Genomic DNA, 17,685 nt, shown 5'->3' with positions numbered 1-17,685 from the left:
TGGTCCGACCTTATGGTCGTTTTTCTCATTTCTATCGGGAGAATAATGACCGTAAGGGAAAGCGGTAAGCAAGACCGAATGCGACATGCCGTGGCGTAAATCGTGCGTCGCAATTGGACCAATCGCTATAAGCGCTCAAAGCAGTGCGCGCGGGATTTTCTCCTCGAAGTTGCGCTCGAAGACGAGTTTCTCGCCTTCATAGGCTTCAATTCTGGCGCTAACCACGAAGCTTTGCGCGTCGGAGCGCATTTCGGCGAAGGTTTCGGTGCGCACCGACCATCCATTTCGCGACAGCGTCTGGGTCCAATGCGCCTTGCCCGAGGCTGACAGCGGATTGTCGGGATGGATCGCCCATGTCTCTCTGGCGACGCTGCCATTGGCGAGGCCATGCTCCAGGTCGCGCACCTCACCAAAATCGTCCACGATGGAAAGCGTGGTCATTCCGGTCTTTTCGTCGCGATCGACATGACGCTCGGAATTGGCGGCGCGGACCGTTTCGGTTGCCCAGGGCGTGGCGCTTTCGGGAGCGGGGAAGGTGACCTCGTCGCCTGTCGCCGGCGGGCGCAGCGGCAGCATCAATGTCGCGGCCGACAATTCGAGCCGGACCGGCTCCGGCGACGGCCAGATCATCGGCCAATAGGCGTTCGAAACGGCAACGCGCAAGCGGTGGCCGGCCGGCACGCGATAGGCGCATTGGTCGAGCACCACCCGGGCGCTGACGGTTTCGCCGGGCACCAGCGCTTCGGGAAATTCGTGCGAGTTGCGATGCGTCAGGTTGAGCACGCCGTAGGAGATGAGTTCCGACGCGCCGTCCGGGTGGACGTCGCACAGCCGAACCGCGATGTTCGCCTGGCGCCGGTCCGACGAGACCCTGACCACAACTTCGGGAGCACCGACAATGTCGACCGTTTCGGTCAGCACCGGCTGGTCGAAGCACACCGACAGCGCATCGTCGGGGCGCTGGTCACCCGGCAGTTCCGGGCCGAAGGTGAAGGGGAAATATTCGCCGCCGGCGAGGCCGCAGCTTTGCGGCGAAGCGACGATAGCGTGGTTGCCTTCAGCGATAAGCTCAACCTCTTGCGTCTTGATGTTAGGTGACGGCCATTCCGATTCAGCGACCCAGCGGCCCGGCCGCTCGGGATGCCAGCGCGCCGGACGCACGCTGTCCATGACATAGGCGCGGTAGGCGGGGTCGGCCTCGACGCCGGTGTCGATGTCCTTCAGCCAGCGGTCCCACCAGCGCAAGGCCTCCTGCAGGAAGCCGATGCGCGGTTCGGGCGCGGCGTAATGCGGGTATTTGTGGATCCACGGGCCGACGATGCCCTTGACCGGCGCCTGGATGTTGGCGGCGAGATGGGAAATCGTATTGCGATAGCCGTCATGCCAGCCGCCGATCGACAGCACCGCGGCATGGATCGCCGAATAGTCTTCACAGATCGAGCCGCGCTTCCAATAGGCGTCGCGATGCTGGTGTTTCAGCCATAGCGGCGCCAGAAAGGGCTGGTTCTCCAGCCGGGTCAGCCACAGGTCGCGCCATCTGTTGTCGCCGGCCAGCAACGGATCCGGCGGCCGCGACGAATAGGACAGCATGGTCGAGGCCCAGCCAAAATTCTCGATCAGCAGGCAGCCGCCCTTGTAGTGAATGTCGTCGGCATAGCGGTCGACCGTCGAACAGAGACTGATGACCGCCTTCAGCGCTGCCGGCTGCTTGGCTGCTACCTGCAGGCAGTTGAAGCCGCCCCAGGAAATGCCCATCATGCCGACATTGCCGTTGCACCAGGGCTGCGCCGCCGCCCAGGCGATGACGTCGCAGGCGTCCTGCAGTTCCTGCTCGGAATATTCATCGTCCATCAGCCCTTCGGAATCGCCATTGCCGCGCATGTCGACGCGGATCGAGGCGTAGCCGTGGCCTGCGAAATAGGGATGCGTCAGCTGATCGCGATAGATCGTGCCGTCGCGCTTGCGGTAGGGCAGGTGCTCGAGGATCGCCGGCACCGGATCGTCGGCAGCATCGGCCGGCATCCACACCCGCGCCGACAGCCGGCAGCCGTCCGGCATGATGATCCCTATATCCGGAAATTCGACGATCTTTCGTGGGAATTCAGTGACGATTTTCATGCGGGCGAACTCCAGGAGCGCCAGATGATGGAGCCCGTGAGAGCGCGTCATGGGCCAGTCAACGAATTCGGCTGGTCAATCCGCGTCAATTCAGCGGTATGTCGTTTTCGGCCTTGCTTGCTTGATAGGCGGCGGACAATTCGTCATAGCGCGCTGATATTGTGTGGATGCGCGCTTCCAGCCGACCGCGCTCGGGGTCGGGCAGCGAGCGCACCAATTTGCGGATCGAAAAGCTCTTCCAATAGGCATTCTCGGCATTGTAGCCGCCGGGATCGAGGGTGAAGACCTCTTTCAGAATCTTCAGATCGTGCGGGATGTCGAAGCTGTCGCGCGAGTCCTCGTGGCTGAACAGATAGAAGAAATTGTCGAAGCCGGTCCAGGTGATCGCCGACAGGCAGAGCGAGCAGGGCTCGTGGCTGGAGAGGAAGATAGCCTCCTTGGTATCGACGCGTTCGGCTTTAGGCATTTCGTAGAAGCGCTTCAGGCAATGCACCTCGCCGTGCCAGAGCGGGTTTTCGGTCTCGTTGTTGGTTTCGGCAAGCACCAGCGAGCGGTCGTCCTTGCGCAGAATGGCCGCGCCGAACAACTTGTTGCCGTCCGCAACGCCTTCGACGGTCTTCGGCACGATGTCGTGCTCGATGACGTCGAGCAGGCGATCGATCAGCGAAATGTCGGTCATCATCTAATCCCGTCGGGAAGATCGATCTCGTAGGCGTGCGAGAAATGGCACTCTTCGAGATTGGAGCCGTCGCCGCCGCGGTCGACGACCACAAAATCCTGGACATCGCCGATCGGCGTCAGCACGCCGTGCCACAGATTGCGCGGGTAGTTGACGCCTTGCCCGGGCGCGGTGATGAAGGCGTGCGGCTCGCCAGGTCCTTCCTCGCCATCATGGCAGACGACGACCAGGAACGGCCGTGGTGACAGCGGGATGAAGGCCTGGCTGCCGAACGGATGGCGCTCCACCATGGTCAGCTTCAACGGCAGCTCATAGGGCGTGCCACGCACCATCGAGATCAGCACGCGCGCATTCGGCCCTCGTGCTTCCGCGGTGGCGAGGTCATCGTAGCGCTCGGCCTTGCCGCCATTGATCGGATAATGGTTGTCGCCGCCCATATCGATGACGTCGCCGAATTCGGCGAAATTCTCGCGGGTCAGCGGCCGCGCGACGATGCGGGTCATGGTGTGGGTCTCGCGACGCCGGCGCTGCCAAGCTTGGCGTGGCGGTTGACGTCCTTGTAGAGGAGATAGCGGAATTTGCCTGGCCCGCCGGCATAACAAGCCTGCGGGCAGAAGGCGCGCAGCCACATATAATCGCCAGCCTCGACCTCGACCCAATCCTGGTTGAGACGATAGACCGCCTTGCCCTCCAGCACATAGAGCCCGTGCTCCATGACATGCGTCTCGGCGAAAGGAATGACCGCGCCCGGCTCGAGCGTGACGATGGTGACATGCATGTCGTGGCGCATGTCGGCCGGATCGACGAAGCGCGTGGTTGCCCATCGGCCTTCGGTACCCGGCATCGGCGTCGGCGCGATGTCCTGTTCGTTGACGAAGAACGCTTGCGGCGGCTCGATGCCGTCGACTGCATCATAAGTCTTGCGAATCCAGTGGAAGCGGACGGCGGCGCCGCTTTCATTGTGCACCGTCCACCCACTCGCCGGCGGCAGGAAGGCAAAGCCGCCCGGCCTTAAGCTATGTTTCTTGCCGGCAAGCGAAACGCTTAACTCGCCTTCGACCACGAACAGCGCACCTTCGGCGGCGGCGTCAAGCTCAGGGTGGTCGCTGCCGCCGCCAGGCGCGAGCTCGACGATATATTGCGAAAACGTCTCGGCAAAACCCGACAGCGGCCGCGACAGCACCCAGACGCGTGTCCCATCCCAGAACGGCAAGGCGCTGGTGACGATGTCCTGCATCACGCCCTTGGGGATGACGGCATAGGCCTGTGTGAACACAGCGCGGCCGGTCAGCAATTCGCTCTGGCCGGGATGTCCGCCCTGCGGCGCATAATAGGTTCGCTCGGCCATTTTCATCATATCCATAAATTCAAGCCTGTTGCGGAAGCCAGGGCCTATCGCGGCAGCCAAAGCCTATTGCGGAAGCATGTCCTTGAGACGAAGCAGCGCGATGCGCTCGACCTGTCTGCAGGCGGTTTCGAATTCGACATCGTGGCTGTTGCCAATACGCGCCTCGAACTCGGCCAGGATCTCCGCCTTGGTCTTGCCTTTCACCGCAATAATGAAGGGGAAACCGAAACTGGTGACGTAGGCGGCATTGAGTTTTGCGAACAGCTCGCGCTCCTTGTCGGTCAGCGCGTCGAGGCCGGCCGAAGCCTGTTCCCTCGACGATTCCGCCGTCAGCCGCTTGCTCTGCGCCAGTTTTCCGGCAAGGTCGGGGTGGGCATTGAGCACGGAAAGCCGCTCGGCCTCGCTTGCCGCGCGAAAGACGCGGCAGAGCGCATTGTGCAGGCCGCCGGCACTGTCATGCGCCGGGCCGAGCTCCAGCTCATAAGCGCGCTCGGCAATCCACGGCGAATGCTCGAACACGCCGCCAAATGTATGGACGAAGGCCTCGAATTCCATTTTCGACGGGCGCAGCGCCGGCAACCGGAACGGATGCGTCTCCTGCCAATGTTTTGCGATGTCGATGCGCCGTGCCAGCCAGACCTTGTCGTGTGATTTGACGTAGTCGATGAAGCGCTTCAGTGCCGCGACCCGGCCCGGCCGGCCGACGAGGCGGCAGTGCAGGCCGATGTTCATCATGCGCGGCCGTCCTGCCTTGCCCTCGGCATAGAGCGTATCGAAACTATCCCTGAGATAGGCAAAGAACTGGTCGCCCGAGTTGAAGCCTTGCGGCGTGGCAAAGCGCATGTCGTTGGCGTCGAGCGTATAGGGGATGACCAGCTGCGGCTTCGCCGACCCGTCCGGTGCCACATGCTCGAACCAGTAGGGTAGCTCGTCGTCATAGGTGTCTGACACATAGTCGAAGCCGCCCTCTTCCGCCGCCAGCCGCACCGTGTTGATCGAGGTGCGGCCGGTGTACCAGCCGGTCGGCCGCGCCCCTGTGACCTCATAATGCAGCCGGATCGCCGCCTCCATGTCGCGGCGCTCGTCTTCCGGGGGATGGTCGCGGTAGTCGATCCATTTCAGCCCGTGCGAAGCGATCTCCCAGCCGGCCTCCTGCATCGCCGCGACCTGGTCGGGCGAACGCGCCAGGGCCGTGGCGACGCCGTAACAGGTGACCGGCACTTGTGCCTGGCTGAACAGGCGCAGCAATCGCCAGAAGCCGGCGCGGGCGCCGTATTCGTAGATCGATTCCATGTTCCAGTGGCGCTGGCCGGGCCAGGGCGCGGCGCCGACGATCTCAGACAGGAAAGCTTCCGAAGCCTTGTCGCCGTGGAGGACGCAGTTCTCGCCGCCTTCCTCGTAATTGACGACGAACTGCACCGCGACATGGGCGCCTCCGGGCCATTTCGGATCCGGCGCATTGGCTCCGTAGCCGCGCATGTCTCGTTCGTAACGCATTGTCGCTCCTGCCGGAAATTGTGATCAGGATAGTCGAAAGGAGTGCCTGCGCATTCCCCCGAAATTTTTGAAAGTGTTTTTGTCGCGCTTCGCTCGACCGGGACTTATGCATCGCCTTTAATTGGCGCACAATTCATGAATAGTGTTCGACTGTGCAGGGAATGGAGCAGCCAGTGGCGGAAACGTCGAAAGCCGAAGGCGGGCGCCTGACGACCCACGTCCTCGACACTGCGGCCGGCAAACCGGCGGCCGGTCTGTCGATCGAGCTCTATCATCTTGACGGTCAGGCCCGGACGCATCTGAAAACGGTCGTCACCAATGATGACGGCCGTTGCGATGCTCCGCTGCTTGCCGGCGCGGAATTCCGTACCGGCGAATACGAGCTGGTCTTTGCGGCCGGCGATTATCTGCGCCGGCAAGGGACAAATCTGGCGGAACCGGCCTTCATCGACCATGTGCCGATCCGCTTCGGTATGGCCGAGCCGGTGCACTATCATGTGCCACTGCTTCTGTCCCCGTACGGCTATTCGACTTACCGGGGAAGCTGAGATGGCCGGAATCAAGACACGCAATGAAATCCGCTTCATCCTCAATGGCGAGGACGTCGCGCTCAGCACGGTTGCACCCGACCAGACCCTGCTCGATTGGCTGCGGCTCGACCGCTCGCTGCGCGGCACCAAGGAAGGTTGCGCCGAGGGCGACTGTGGCGCTTGCACGGTGCTGGTCGGCAGGCTCTCCGGTGGAACACTGGTCTATGAAAGCGTCAATGCCTGCATCCGCTTACTTGGCTCGCTAGACGGCACGCATGTCGTGACCGTCGAGCATCTGCGCGGCGACGCAGGAAAACTGCATCCCGTGCAGCAGGCGATGGTCGATTTCCACGGCTCGCAATGCGGCTTCTGCACGCCGGGTTTCGTCATGTCGCTTTATGCTCTGTGGATGCGGGCGCCGGAGCCGTCGGACGCCGCCATCGAAAAGGCGCTGCAAGGCAATCTCTGCCGCTGCACCGGCTACGAGGCGATCATGCGCGCCGCACGTGCCATCTCCAGCTACGGCAAGGCGACAAAGGATCCGTTGGCGGCGGAGCGCAAGGCAGTCACGACCAAGCTCGAAGCGATGAAGGACGGTTCGCGCATTGAGATCGGCTCCGGCAACAAGCGGCTGATCGTGCCGGCCAATGCCGACGATCTGGCCAGCGTGCTGGTCAAGGAGCCGGGCGCCACTATCGTCGCGGGTTCGACCGATGTCGGCCTTTGGGTGACCAAGCACATGCGCGATATTGCGCCGGCGGTTTTCATCGGCAATCTCGATGGTCTGTGCGGGATTTCCGAGGACAAGGGCGTCGTCTCGATCGGCGCCGGTGTCACCTATAGCGAAGCCTTCTCGACGCTGGCGAAACGCATCCCGGCGCTCGGCCCGCTGTTCGATCGAATCGGCGGCGATCAGGTGCGCAACATGGGCACCATCGGCGGCAATATCGCCAACGGTTCGCCGATCGGCGACACGCCGCCGCCGCTGATCGCACTCGGTGCCCGCCTGACGCTGCGCCGTGGCGACAAGCGTCGAACGATCCCGCTCGAGGAGTTTTTCATCGCCTATGGCAAGCAGGACCGGCAGCCCGGCGAATTCGTGGAGGCCGTGCATGTTCCGGTGCCAGGCAGCGAGACGAAATTTGCCGTCTACAAAATCTCCAAGCGCCGCGACGAAGACATCACAGCAGCGCTAGGCGCGTTTTTCCTGAAGCTCGCCGAGCATGGCACGGTGGCGGATGTGCGTATCGCCTATGGCGGCATGGCGGCAACGCCGAAGCGAGCCTTTGGCGTCGAAAAGGCATTGCTTGGCAAGCCCTGGACGGAAGCGACGGTCGAGGCGGCGATGGCCGCGTATGCCGACGATTTCACGCCGCTGACCGACATGCGGGCAAGCGCCGAATACCGGGCGCTGGCGGCGCGCAACCTGCTGCTGCGCTTCTTTGCCGAAACCACCGGCACCCGGGCGCCGATCCAGGTATCACGGCACGAGGCGGCATGATGAACAAGCACGCCACCCCCAATCTGAAGGCGCAAAAAATCGCCGGCGGCGTCGCCACCGACCAGCGCCATGATTCCGCGCACAAGCATGTCAGTGGCACGGCCGTCTATATCGACGACATGCCGGAACCGGCCGGCACGCTGCACGGCTGCCTTGGGCTTTCGACGGCGACGCATGCCACCATCACCAGCATGGACCTTTCGGCGGTGCGCGCCGCACCCGGCGTCATCGACGTGCTGACGGCGAGCGACGTGCCAGGCGAGAACGACATTTCGCCGACCGGCCGTCACGACGAGCCGGTGCTGGCCGACGGCAAGGTGCAATTCTTTGGCCAACCGATCTTCTGCGTCATTGCCGAAACCCGCGAGCAGGCGCGCCGTGCAACGACGCTGGCCAAGGTCGAATACAAGGAATTGCCGTTCGTCGCCGATGTCGGTGAGCTCGATCCCCGGAAAGATAAGCTGGTCACGCCGCCGCTGACGCTGAAGCGCGGTGATGCAGCGGCTGCGATCAAGGCGGCGCCGCGCCGGCTGAAGGGAAAAATGCGCATAGGCGGCCAGGAGCATTTCTATCTCGAAGGCCATATCGCCTTGGCCATCCCCGGCGAGGACCACGACGTCACCATCTATTCCTCGACCCAGCACCCGAGCGAAATCCAGCACATGGTCAGCCATGCGCTCGGTGTTCCGAGCCATGCGGTGACGGTGGAAATCCGCCGGATGGGCGGCGCTTTCGGCGGTAAGGAAACGCAAGGCAATCAGTTTGCGGCATTGGCGGCTATTGCCGCGAAGAAACATCATCGGGCCGTGAAAATCCGGCCCGACCGCGACGACGACATGATTGCCACCGGCAAACGCCACGATTTCCTCGTCGACTACGAGGTCGGCTTCGACGACCAGGGCAATATTCTGGGCGTAGATTTCATGTTCGCGGCGCGCTGCGGCTTCTCGGCCGACCTGTCCGGCCCGGTCACTGACCGCGCGCTGTTCCATTGCGACAACACCTATTTCTGGCCGGCGGTGCACGCGCAATCGGCGCCGCTCTACACCAACACGGTATCGAACACTGCCTTTCGCGGCTTCGGCGGCCCGCAAGGCATGGTCGGCGCCGAGCGCGTCATCGACGAAGTCGCGTTTGCCGTCGGCAAGGACCCGCTCGAAATCCGCAAGAAGAATTTCTACGGCACCAGCGACCGCAACATCACGCCCTATCACCAGACGGTCGAGGACAACATCATCCACCGCATCGTCGCCGAGCTGGAGGCGAGTTCCGACTATGCGAGGCGCCGCCGCACCATCGATGCTTTCAATGCCAACAGCCGCTTCATCAAGCGCGGACTGGCGCTGACGCCAGTCAAGTTCGGCATCTCGTTCACCGCCACCCACTACAACCAGGCCGGCGCGCTGGTGCATGTCTATACCGACGGTTCGGTGCATCTGAACCACGGCGGCACCGAGATGGGGCAGGGCCTCTATGTCAAGGTGGCGCAGGTCGTGGCGGAAGAGTTCCAGATCGACCTCGATCAGGTCAAGATCACCGCGACGACGACCGGCAAGGTGCCGAACACCTCGGCCACCGCCGCGTCTTCCGGCTCCGATCTCAACGGCATGGCGGCGCAGAATGCCGCCCGCCAGATCAAGGACCGGTTGATCAATTTCGCCGTCGAGAGATACCAGGTGCCGCGCGACCAGGTGCTGTTCTTGCCCAACCGCGTGCGCATCGGAAACCAGGAGATCGCCTTCGCCGATCTCGTCAGGCAGGCCTATATGGCGCGCATCCAGCTTTCGGCGGCGGGTTTCTACAAGACGCCGAAAATCCATTGGGACCGCGACAAGGGCGAGGGCCATCCCTTCTACTATTTCGCCTATGGCGCCGCGTGCTCGGAAGTCTCGGTCGATACGCTGACCGGCGAATATGTCGTCGAGCGCACCGACATCCTGCACGAAACCGGCCGCTCGCTGAACCGCGCCATCGACCTCGGCCAGATCGAGGGCGGCTTCATCCAGGGCATGGGCTGGCTGACGACGGAGGAACTGTGGTGGGACGACAAGGGGCGGCTGCGCACCCATGCGCCATCGACCTACAAGATCCCGCTCGCGTCGGACCGGCCGAAGATTTTTAATGTGACTTTGGCCGACTGGGCGCAAGCAGGCGAGCCGACGGTGCACCGCTCCAAGGCGGTCGGCGAGCCGCCCTTTCCGCTCGCAATGTCGGTGCTGCATGCGCTGTCGGACGCAGTTGCGAGCGTTGCCAGCCACAAGATCTGCCCGCGCCTCGACCCGCCGGCCACGCCGGAGCGTGTGCTGATGGCGATCGAACGGCTGAAGCGGGAAGCCAAAACCGGCACTTGAATCCCGGAAAACGTGCAATTCAGGCCGAAAAACTCTATATTTCCCGATAGGGAACGCAAATGATGAACGCGAAAGTGCAGAGCCTGAAAGCCTTTCTTGCCGGCGCCGGCCGGGTCGCCTTCGTTGAGGTGGCCCGGACAAAAGGTTCGACGCCGCGCGAGACGGGTGCCTTCATGCTCGTCTCAGGATCGGCCACTTTCGGTACGATCGGCGGCGGCCAGCTCGAATACATGGCGATCGACAAAGCGCGACAGATGCTTTTCCCCCCCCTTGAGGGGGAGATGGCCGCGGAGCGGCCAGAGGGGGTCGTCTCAGAAGGTACCGCCAGCGCGTCGAGCACTGCCGCGGCGACCCCACCCGGCGGCTTCGCCGCCACCCTCCCCTCAAGGGGGAGGGATATCCGCGCCACCCTCGACATCGCGCTCGGCCCGGACATCGGGCAGTGCTGCGGCGGCAGGGTCGAGCTGCTGATCCAGCTAGTCGACCCCGCGCTTGAAGCCAAGCTGGTTGCGGCGGCGGAAACCGAGGAAGCGCAGCGACCGCATGTCTACATCCTCGGCGGCGGCCATGTCGGCCAGGCGCTGGCCTCCGCGATGGCCTTGCTGCCGGTGCATGTCGTCGTTGTCGAGACGCGAGCCGAGGCGCTCAAAGGCATGCCGGAAGCGGTCGAAACCAAGCTGACGCCGATGCCTGAGGCGATGGTGCGCGAAGCCCCGGCTGGATCCGCCTTCGTCGTCCTTACACATGACCATGCGCTGGACTTCCTGATCGTCGCCGAGGCGCTGAAACGCCGGGATGTCGCCTATGTCGGCATGATCGGCTCCAGGACCAAGAAGGCGACCTTCCGGAACTGGTTCCTTAAGTCGGCGGACGGAAGCGAGGCGGAATTTGCCCGCCTCGTCTCGCCGATCGGCGGCGATGCGGTGAAAGACAAGCGCCCGCAGGTGATCGCCGCACTCGCCGTAGCCGAGATTATGACAGCGTTGGCCGGCCATGCGGCGGCACCGTTCGCTCAGTCCAAAGCCCCTCACCGCAAGGCGATGGCTGGCTGACGTTTTGGCTATTCCTTCTCCTGCGTGTGCGCCTCAAGGAACCACAGCAATTTGTCGAGCGAGCGTGAATAGGCGGTGAAGATGTCGGCGGTGTCGGCATCGCCCGCGCCGGCCGCCTCTTCGATCGCCGCGCGTGCCCGCGTGGCGGTTGCGGCATAGCGGTCGATCAGCGCCGCCAGATGATCCCGGGTCTTGTGGATGTCGGTCGGATAGGCCTCGAGCATAGTCGCCTTCGACACCTCTTGCGATGTGCCGAGCGCCGTCCCGCCGAGCTGTACGGCGCGCTCGGCAATGGTGTCGACATGGCCGTCGAGCTCCTCGCGGAACGTGTCGAGCATCTCGTGGATGGCGATGAATTGCGGTCCCTTGACGTTCCAGTGCGCCTGCTTGGTGATCAAGGCCAGATCGATGGCGTCGGCGAGGCGGGCATTGAGAAGATCGATACACTCTTTCTTGGCATTGGATTGCAGGTCGTTGCGGGTGGCGATGGCATCCATGATCGGCTCCTGTGGCGGTTGCGTCCGCTTGGTTTGAAGAGGGCGAAGTTTGTGGAAGGTCAATCGAACATGCGCGCAGACGCCCTCATCGCCGCGCGGCACAGCATCCCAAAACGGCGATCTCCGACTTTCGTTCCGCTCGTCGTTTACGCCGGCCTTTTCAAGCCCAGATGGTCGCGCAGCGTGCTGCCTTCATAATCCGTACGGAACAGCCCGCGCCGCTGTAGCTCCGGGACGACTAGTGTGGCAAAGGCATCGAGTTGGCCGGGAAAATAGGATGGCATGACGTTGAAACCGTCTGCGGCGCCGCCCTCGAAGCGTGCCTCGAGCTCGTCGGCGATCTGGGCGGGCGTTCCGACGACGCGCCAATGGCCGCGCGCGCCGGCGAAATGACGGGCAAGCTGGCGAATGGACAGCTTGTCGCGGCGTGATTGCTCGATGACGAGCGCCTGCCGGCTCTGCATGCCTTCGCTGGCCGGCAGCTCGGGCAGCGGTCCGTCGATGGGATAGCGCGCGAGATCGGATATGCTGAGATAGCTGGAAAGCAGCGCGACACCGACATCGTCCGGTATCAGCTCCTGCAGTTCATCATGTTTTGCCCGGGCTTCCGCTTCGCTTGCCGCGACGACCGGCGCGACGCCGGGCATGATCTTGACGTCCTCCGGCTCGCGCCCATGGGGCGCCAGCCGTCCCTTGAGGTCGTCGTAGAAGGCCTTTGCCTCCTCGAATGTTTGCGCCGCAGTGAACACCACATCGGCGGTCCGGGCGGCAAGATCGCGGCCCTCATCCGACGCTCCCGCCTGAACCATGACCGGTGCACCTTGTGGCGAGCGCGGCAGATCGAGCGGGTCGCGCACCGAAAAGCTTCTGCCTTCGTGTCCGCCCTGGCCTTGCCAAAGGCCAGCAACCACGGCAGCGAATTCGCGCGCCCGTTCGTAGCGGTCGGCATGCGGGCGCAGACCGGTCGAGCCGAAATTGGCGGCCTCGATCTGGCTGGCCGAAGTGACAAGGTTCCAGCCGGCACGCCCGCCGCTCAGATGGTCGAGCGACAGGAAGGTTCGCGCCAGCCCGTAAGGCTCGTTATAGCTCGTCGACGCCGTTGAGACGAGGCCGATGCGCTCCGTCTGCACCGCGAGCGCCGCAAGCAGGCTGATCGGCTCGAAGCCGATCGAGCGCGACGTTTGGCTGGCGATGTTGACATTGGCCTCACGCACGCCGGCGGCGTCCTCGCAGAAGATCATGTCGAACTTTGCCGCTTCCGCCGTCCGCGCCAGCTGGATGCAATGATCGATGTCGATGCCGGCCGTGACATGCGCCTGCGGATGACGCCAGGCGGCGATGTGGTGGCCTGTCGCCCACAGGAAGGCGCCGAGCTTCATCTGGCCTCGACCGGCGCTCATTGCCGATCCTCCCCTGCAAGCCCGAGATGGGCGCGCAGTGTCGCCGCGCTGTAGCCGGACCGGACAAGGCCGCGGCGGCGAAGCTCCGGCAGCACGAGACCGACGAAATCGTCGAGCGCCGATGTGAACGGCATGGCGATGTTGAAGCCGTCGCAGGCTTTCGAGCGAAAGCACTCTTCGAGCCTGTCCGCAAACAGGTCCGGCGCGGCGGTTATTTCGGCGCTGCCGGTAACGTTCATCAGCACTTTCAGCGCCTCCGGCCTGCGCCCGAAGGCAAGCGCACGGCGCTTCAGATCGCCAGCCTTCGCCGGCTCGATCGATGGCTCATCGAGCAGGACGACATCGGCGGTGTGGGCGGCGATATACATGGCGGGCTCGGACAGGCCGGACATGACCAGCACCGGCGTGTCCTGCGGCGACCGCGCCACGTTGAGCGGCCCGCGCACGGAAAAGTATTCGCCCTTGTGGTCGAGAAGGTGCATCTTCTCGGGATCGAAGAAGCGGCCGCCAACTTTGTCGAACAGCAGCGCGTCTGCGTCCCAGCCTTTCCACAAGCCTTGCACGATGCCGATGAATTCATCGGCGCGCAGGCGGAAATCGTCGCAGGAAAACCCTTCCGGCCGGCTGAAATTGGCGGCCTCGCGCGGGTCGGGCATCATGCTCGCGTTCCAGCCGGTGCGGCCATGGCTGATGATATCGAGCGAGGCGAAACGGCGCGCGAGATTATAGGGCTGGTGGGCGACCGTCGACGCGGCAGCGACGAGGCCGATCCTGCTTGTCACCGTCGCCAGGGCCGCCACCAAGGTCGTTGCTTCGAAGCGCATTTGCCGGTTCAGCCCGCCTGCAACCGTCGCGGAATCGCCGAGCAACACCATATCCAGACCGGCCGCTTCGGCTTCTTGCACGAACCGCGTCAGCAGACTGAAGTCCGGGCCGGCGTCGGGCGGATGGGAAGGAGCGGCTTCCGGAGACAGTGAAACGGCGAGACACATTGTGGCGCCGTTGGCCATCGCTTTCCCTGTTGAGCGAGATTCCTTGAGAATTATCTCGCCGGCTGGACGGAAAGCAACCGGCCAGCCAGCGATCATTTGCCGGCCAGAATATCCCTGATCAGCCGCTGGCAGCGCTCGGCCATGAAATCGAGCAGCAGCCGCACCTTCGGATCCTGCAGCTTCTTGTGCGGGTAGACGGCGGCGAACTGCACCGGCGTCGGCGGCGTGTTGCTCAGGATCACCTTCAGCCGCTGGTCGCGGATAAACGGCTCGACCTCGAAGCGCGGCTTGTTGATGATACCGCGGCCGGACAGCGCCCAGCCGGTCAGCACGTCGCCATCATCGGTATCGTAGGGGCCGTGCACCTCGAACTTTTGCGGCCCATTCGGCGTCTGCAGCGTCCAGACATATTCGCGCGCGCCGGAATAGCGCAGCATCAGGCAATCGTGTTTCTTGCCGATCAACTCCTGCGGCTCGGTCGGCTCGCCGCGCACGTCCAGATATTGCGGAGCCGCTACCAGCACGCGTTCGCAGTCCATGATGCCGCGCATCCTGAGGCTGGAATCCTCGATGATGCCCAGCCGGAACGCAACGTCGATGCCTTCCTTCATGATATCGACATTGTGGTCGGATAACCGGAGCCGCACCTCGATATCGGGGTATCTGTCGTGGAAATCCGGGATGCCGGATGCCACCAGCCGCCGCCCGAGGCCGAGCGGCGCTGTCACCTTTATGGTGCCGCGCGGCTGCCCGGATAACGCGCTGACCGCCGCTTCCGCCTCGGTGACCGCCTCCAGCACCTGCTTGGCGCCGGAGTAGAACACCGTGCCGTGCTCGGTCGGCATCAACTGCCGCGTCGTGCGGTTGAACAGCCTGACACCGAGATGCTTCTCGAGCTCCTTGATGCGATTGGAAGCGACTGCCGGCGAAATGCGCATGTCGCGCCCAGCCGCCGATAAATTCCCGAGCTCGACGACGCGGACGAAAACGGCGATGTTGTCGAGATAGGCCATGCGTCTTTCGTGGCTCTCATGTGGCAGCGTGTAACGAGCCTAGTATTTTCCAAATTTTTTTGAAAGTCATCGTGCAGCTCGGCTCTTTCCGTTTGCGCTCCAGTCCGTAAAGTCAGTGGATCGGCAGGGACGATTTTTTCATGATGGATTTCGCGATATTCTGGGATTGGCTGAGTTTCGCCGTGCGCTGGCTGCACGTCGTCACCGGTATCGCCTGGATTGGATCGTCCTTTTATTTCGTCGCGCTCGATCTCGGGCTGCGCCAGCGTCCGGGCATGCCTGCCGGAGCCTTCGGCGAGGAATGGCAGGTGCATGGCGGCGGCTTCTACCATGTGCAGAAATATCTGGTGGCGCCGGCTGAGATGCCCGAGCATCTGACCTGGTTCAAGTGGGAATCCTACGCCACCTGGCTGTCGGGCTTCGCCATGCTGTGCGTCGTCTACTATGCCGGGGCGGACCTGTTCCTGATCGATCCGAATGTCCTTGCCATGTCGGTGCCTACAGGCATCTTGCTGTCGCTGGCGACGATCGGCGTCGGCTGGGTGGTCTACGATCTCTTGTGCCGTTCGCCGCTCGGCAACAGCGACACCGGCCTGATGCTGGTGCTGTATGGGGTGCTGGTATTCATGGCCTGGGGACTGACCCACCTGTTCACCGGCCGCGCCGCCTTCCTGCATCTCGGCGCCATTACCGCGACGATCATGTCGGCCAACGTTTTCATGGTCATCATCCCCAACCAGAAGATCGTCGTCGCCGACCTGATCGCCGGCCGTAAGCCCGATCCGAAATACGGCAAGATCGCCAAGCAGCGCTCGCTGCACAACAATTACCTGACGCTGCCGGTTTTGTTCCTGATGCTGTCGAACCATTATCCGCTGGCGTTCGGGACAGAGTTCAACTGGGTCATCGCCTCGCTGGTGTTCATCATCGGCGTGCTGATCCGGCACTATTTCAACACCAGGCATGCGCGCAAAGGCAATCCTACCTGGACCTGGCTGGCGGCCGCCGTCCTGTTCGTCGTCATCATCTGGCTGTCGACGGCACCGAAGCTGCTGACCGGCGAGGTCAAAACGTCCTCGGCGGCACAGGTCTACGTTGCCTCGGCGCATTTCCCTGCCGTGCGCGATACGGTCCTTGGCCGCTGTTCGATGTGCCACGCGGCGGAGCCGTCCTACGCGGGCATTTACCACGCACCGAAGGGCGTGATGCTCGACACCGATGCCGGCATCGCCGAGCACGCCGGCGAGATCTACCTGCAGGCCGGACGCAGCCACGCCATGCCGCCCGCCAACGTCACCCAGATCACCGACAAGGAACGGGCACTGCTGGTAGCCTGGTTCGAAGGCGCGGGGAAATAGCATGACCAGCACGCTGCTGCGCGGCCGCACGCTGTCGTTTTTGCGCTGGCCCGAAACCATCGACGACCATTCCGCCTGGCGCTACGAGCAAGATGGCGGCCTGCTGATGCGCGACGGAAGGATCGTTGCCGCGGGCGCCTATGCCGAGGTCGAGAAAAAGGCGGGCGAGGGAACAAAAAAAATCGACCACAGGCCGCATCTGCTGCTGCCCGGGTTCATCGATGCGCACGCGCATTTTCCGCAGATGCAGGTCATCGCTTCCTTCGGCGCCGAGCTGCTCGACTGGCTGAACACCTACACTTTTCCGGAAGAGACCAAATTCCAGAACGCCCAGCATGGCCGCCGTATCGCCAGGCTGTTCCTGGATGAAGTATTGCGGCATGGCACCACGACAGTCGCGGCCTATTGCTCGGTACACAAGGAATCTGCCGAAGCGTTCTTTGCCGAGTCGCACGACCGCAACATGCTCAACATCGCCGGCAAGGTGATGATGGACCGCAACGCGCCGGACGGCGTGCTCGACACGCCGCAATCGGGCTATGACGACAGCAAGGCGTTGATCGATGAGTGGCACGGCAAGGGGCGCCAGCACTATGCCATCACGCCGCGCTTCGCCATCACCTCGTCGCCCGAGCAATTGGAGATGGCGGGCGCGCTCTGCCGCGAATATCCTGATCTGCACATGCAGACGCATCTGTCGGAAAACCACGCCGAGATCGCCTTCACGCAGCAATTGTACCCGCAGACGCGGGACTACACCGACATCTACGAACACTATGGGCTGCTCGGGCGCAGAAGCCTGTTCGGCCATTGCATCCACCTGTCGGAACGCGAGGCGGATGTGCTTTCGGATAGCGGCTCGGTGGCGGTGTTCTGCCCGACCTCCAACCTGTTTCTCGGCTCGGGCCTGTTCGATTATCAGCGCTATAGCCGCCGCGAGAAGCCGCTTCGCATCGCCGCCGCCACCGATGTCGGCGGTGGCACCAACTATTCGATGCTGCGCACCATGGACGAGGGCTACAAGGTGATCGCGCTGAACGGCGAGAAGCTCAATCCGTTCCAGTCCTTCTGGCAGCTGACCCGCGGCAATGCCGAGGCGCTGTCGCTTGCGGAAAAGATCGGCACCCTGGAGGAAGGCAGCGACGCCGATATCATCGTGCTCGACGCCCGCGCCACGCCGGCGATGCGGCTGCGGGTGGAGACGGCGGACACGCTCGCCGAGGAATTGTTTCTGCTGCAGACGCTCGGCGATGACCGCGCCGTGCGCGAGGTCTATGTCGCCGGCCGGGCGGCCAAGGCGGATATAGCGGTTTAGCCGTCGTATGCGGCCGGCTTGACCGGGCGGCAGC

At 63.3% G+C, this 17,685-nt stretch carries 15 protein-coding genes; 6 read left to right on the top strand and 9 right to left on the bottom strand.

The window, feature by feature from the left end; translation table 11 throughout:
- Positions 1 to 135: 135 nt before the first annotated feature.
- From NKI97_RS25365 to puuE, 5 genes are all read right to left on the bottom strand, one after another.
- Positions 136 to 2,118 carry a CocE/NonD family hydrolase gene (locus NKI97_RS25365; RefSeq protein WP_352452239.1) on the bottom strand — a complete coding sequence of 661 codons (1,983 nt, stop codon included), beginning with the start codon at positions 2,116 to 2,118 and terminating at the stop codon, positions 136 to 138.
- Positions 2,119 to 2,203: 85 nt separating this feature from the next.
- A complete protein-coding gene (locus NKI97_RS25360; RefSeq protein ID WP_352743999.1) occupies positions 2,204 to 2,797 on the bottom strand; it encodes a nucleoside deaminase in 594 nt (197 codons plus the stop codon).
- Positions 2,797 to 3,300, bottom strand: a complete 504-nt coding sequence (locus NKI97_RS25355) for an ureidoglycolate lyase (RefSeq protein WP_352452237.1) — start codon at positions 3,298 to 3,300, stop codon at positions 2,797 to 2,799. The genes NKI97_RS25360 and NKI97_RS25355 overlap by 1 nt, the downstream gene beginning before the upstream one ends.
- Entirely contained in the window at positions 3,297 to 4,145 is an 849-nt protein-coding gene (locus NKI97_RS25350) for a bifunctional allantoicase/(S)-ureidoglycine aminohydrolase (RefSeq protein WP_023676221.1), read from the bottom strand. The genes NKI97_RS25355 and NKI97_RS25350 overlap by 4 nt, the downstream gene beginning before the upstream one ends.
- 63 nt (positions 4,146 to 4,208) lie before the next feature.
- The gene (gene puuE, locus NKI97_RS25345; protein WP_352452236.1) at positions 4,209 to 5,642 is read right to left on the bottom strand and encodes an allantoinase PuuE; all 1,434 of its coding nucleotides are present in this window, start codon (positions 5,640 to 5,642) and stop codon (positions 4,209 to 4,211) included.
- A 173-nt stretch (positions 5,643 to 5,815) separates the two neighbouring features.
- Between puuE and uraH the strand changes: the two genes are divergently transcribed.
- The 4 genes from uraH (at position 5,816) to xdhC (ending at position 11,076) form a co-directional block, all read left to right on the top strand.
- Positions 5,816 to 6,190 carry a hydroxyisourate hydrolase gene (gene uraH, locus NKI97_RS25340; RefSeq protein WP_352452235.1) on the top strand — a complete coding sequence of 125 codons (375 nt, stop codon included), beginning with the start codon at positions 5,816 to 5,818 and terminating at the stop codon, positions 6,188 to 6,190.
- 1 nt (position 6,191) lies between these two features.
- A complete protein-coding gene (gene xdhA / locus NKI97_RS25335) occupies positions 6,192 to 7,673 on the top strand; it encodes a xanthine dehydrogenase small subunit (RefSeq protein WP_352452234.1) in 1,482 nt (493 codons plus the stop codon).
- Positions 7,673 to 10,024, top strand: coding sequence for a xanthine dehydrogenase molybdopterin binding subunit (gene xdhB, locus NKI97_RS25330; RefSeq protein WP_352743997.1), 2,352 nt, complete (start codon positions 7,673 to 7,675; stop codon positions 10,022 to 10,024). The genes xdhA and xdhB overlap by 1 nt, the downstream gene beginning before the upstream one ends.
- A gap of 62 nt (positions 10,025 to 10,086) precedes the next feature.
- A complete protein-coding gene (gene xdhC / locus NKI97_RS25325; RefSeq protein WP_352452255.1) occupies positions 10,087 to 11,076 on the top strand; it encodes a xanthine dehydrogenase accessory protein XdhC in 990 nt (329 codons plus the stop codon).
- A gap of 8 nt (positions 11,077 to 11,084) precedes the next feature.
- On the opposite strand, the gene dps is transcribed toward xdhC, so the two are convergent.
- The 4 genes from dps to NKI97_RS25305 form a co-directional block, all read right to left on the bottom strand.
- Complete coding sequence (dps, locus tag NKI97_RS25320) at positions 11,085 to 11,573, bottom strand: DNA starvation/stationary phase protection protein Dps (RefSeq protein ID WP_352837165.1); 489 nt, start codon at positions 11,571 to 11,573, stop codon at positions 11,085 to 11,087.
- 146 nt (positions 11,574 to 11,719) lie between these two features.
- Positions 11,720 to 12,973 (bottom strand): LLM class flavin-dependent oxidoreductase, encoded by a 1,254-nt coding sequence (locus NKI97_RS25315; RefSeq protein WP_352452231.1) that lies wholly within the window; start codon positions 12,971 to 12,973, stop codon positions 11,720 to 11,722.
- On the bottom strand, positions 12,970 to 13,983 hold the full coding sequence (locus tag NKI97_RS25310; protein ID WP_352837162.1) for an LLM class flavin-dependent oxidoreductase: 1,014 nt from the start codon (positions 13,981 to 13,983) through the stop codon (positions 12,970 to 12,972). Before NKI97_RS25310 ends, NKI97_RS25315 begins: the two co-directional genes overlap by 4 nt.
- Positions 13,984 to 14,057: 74 nt before the next feature.
- Complete coding sequence (locus NKI97_RS25305) at positions 14,058 to 14,978, bottom strand: LysR family transcriptional regulator (protein WP_352452229.1); 921 nt, start codon at positions 14,976 to 14,978, stop codon at positions 14,058 to 14,060.
- Between the two features lie 140 nt (positions 14,979 to 15,118).
- On the opposite strand from NKI97_RS25305, the gene NKI97_RS25300 reads away from it, so the two are divergent.
- Together NKI97_RS25300 and guaD are read left to right on the top strand one after the other, a co-directional pair.
- The gene (locus tag NKI97_RS25300; RefSeq protein ID WP_352452228.1) at positions 15,119 to 16,336 is read left to right on the top strand and encodes a urate hydroxylase PuuD; all 1,218 of its coding nucleotides are present in this window, start codon (positions 15,119 to 15,121) and stop codon (positions 16,334 to 16,336) included.
- A 1-nt stretch (position 16,337) separates the two neighbouring features.
- Positions 16,338 to 17,651, top strand: a complete 1,314-nt coding sequence (gene guaD / locus NKI97_RS25295) for a guanine deaminase (RefSeq protein WP_352743842.1) — start codon at positions 16,338 to 16,340, stop codon at positions 17,649 to 17,651.
- The last annotated feature ends 34 nt before the right edge of the window (positions 17,652 to 17,685 follow it).

Source organism: Mesorhizobium sp. M0296 (assembly GCF_040321675.1).
Taxonomy (GTDB): Bacteria; Pseudomonadota; Alphaproteobacteria; order Rhizobiales; family Rhizobiaceae; genus Mesorhizobium.
Note: the sequence above shows the minus strand (reverse complement) of the source record. Positions and strands in the feature narration are given on the sequence as shown.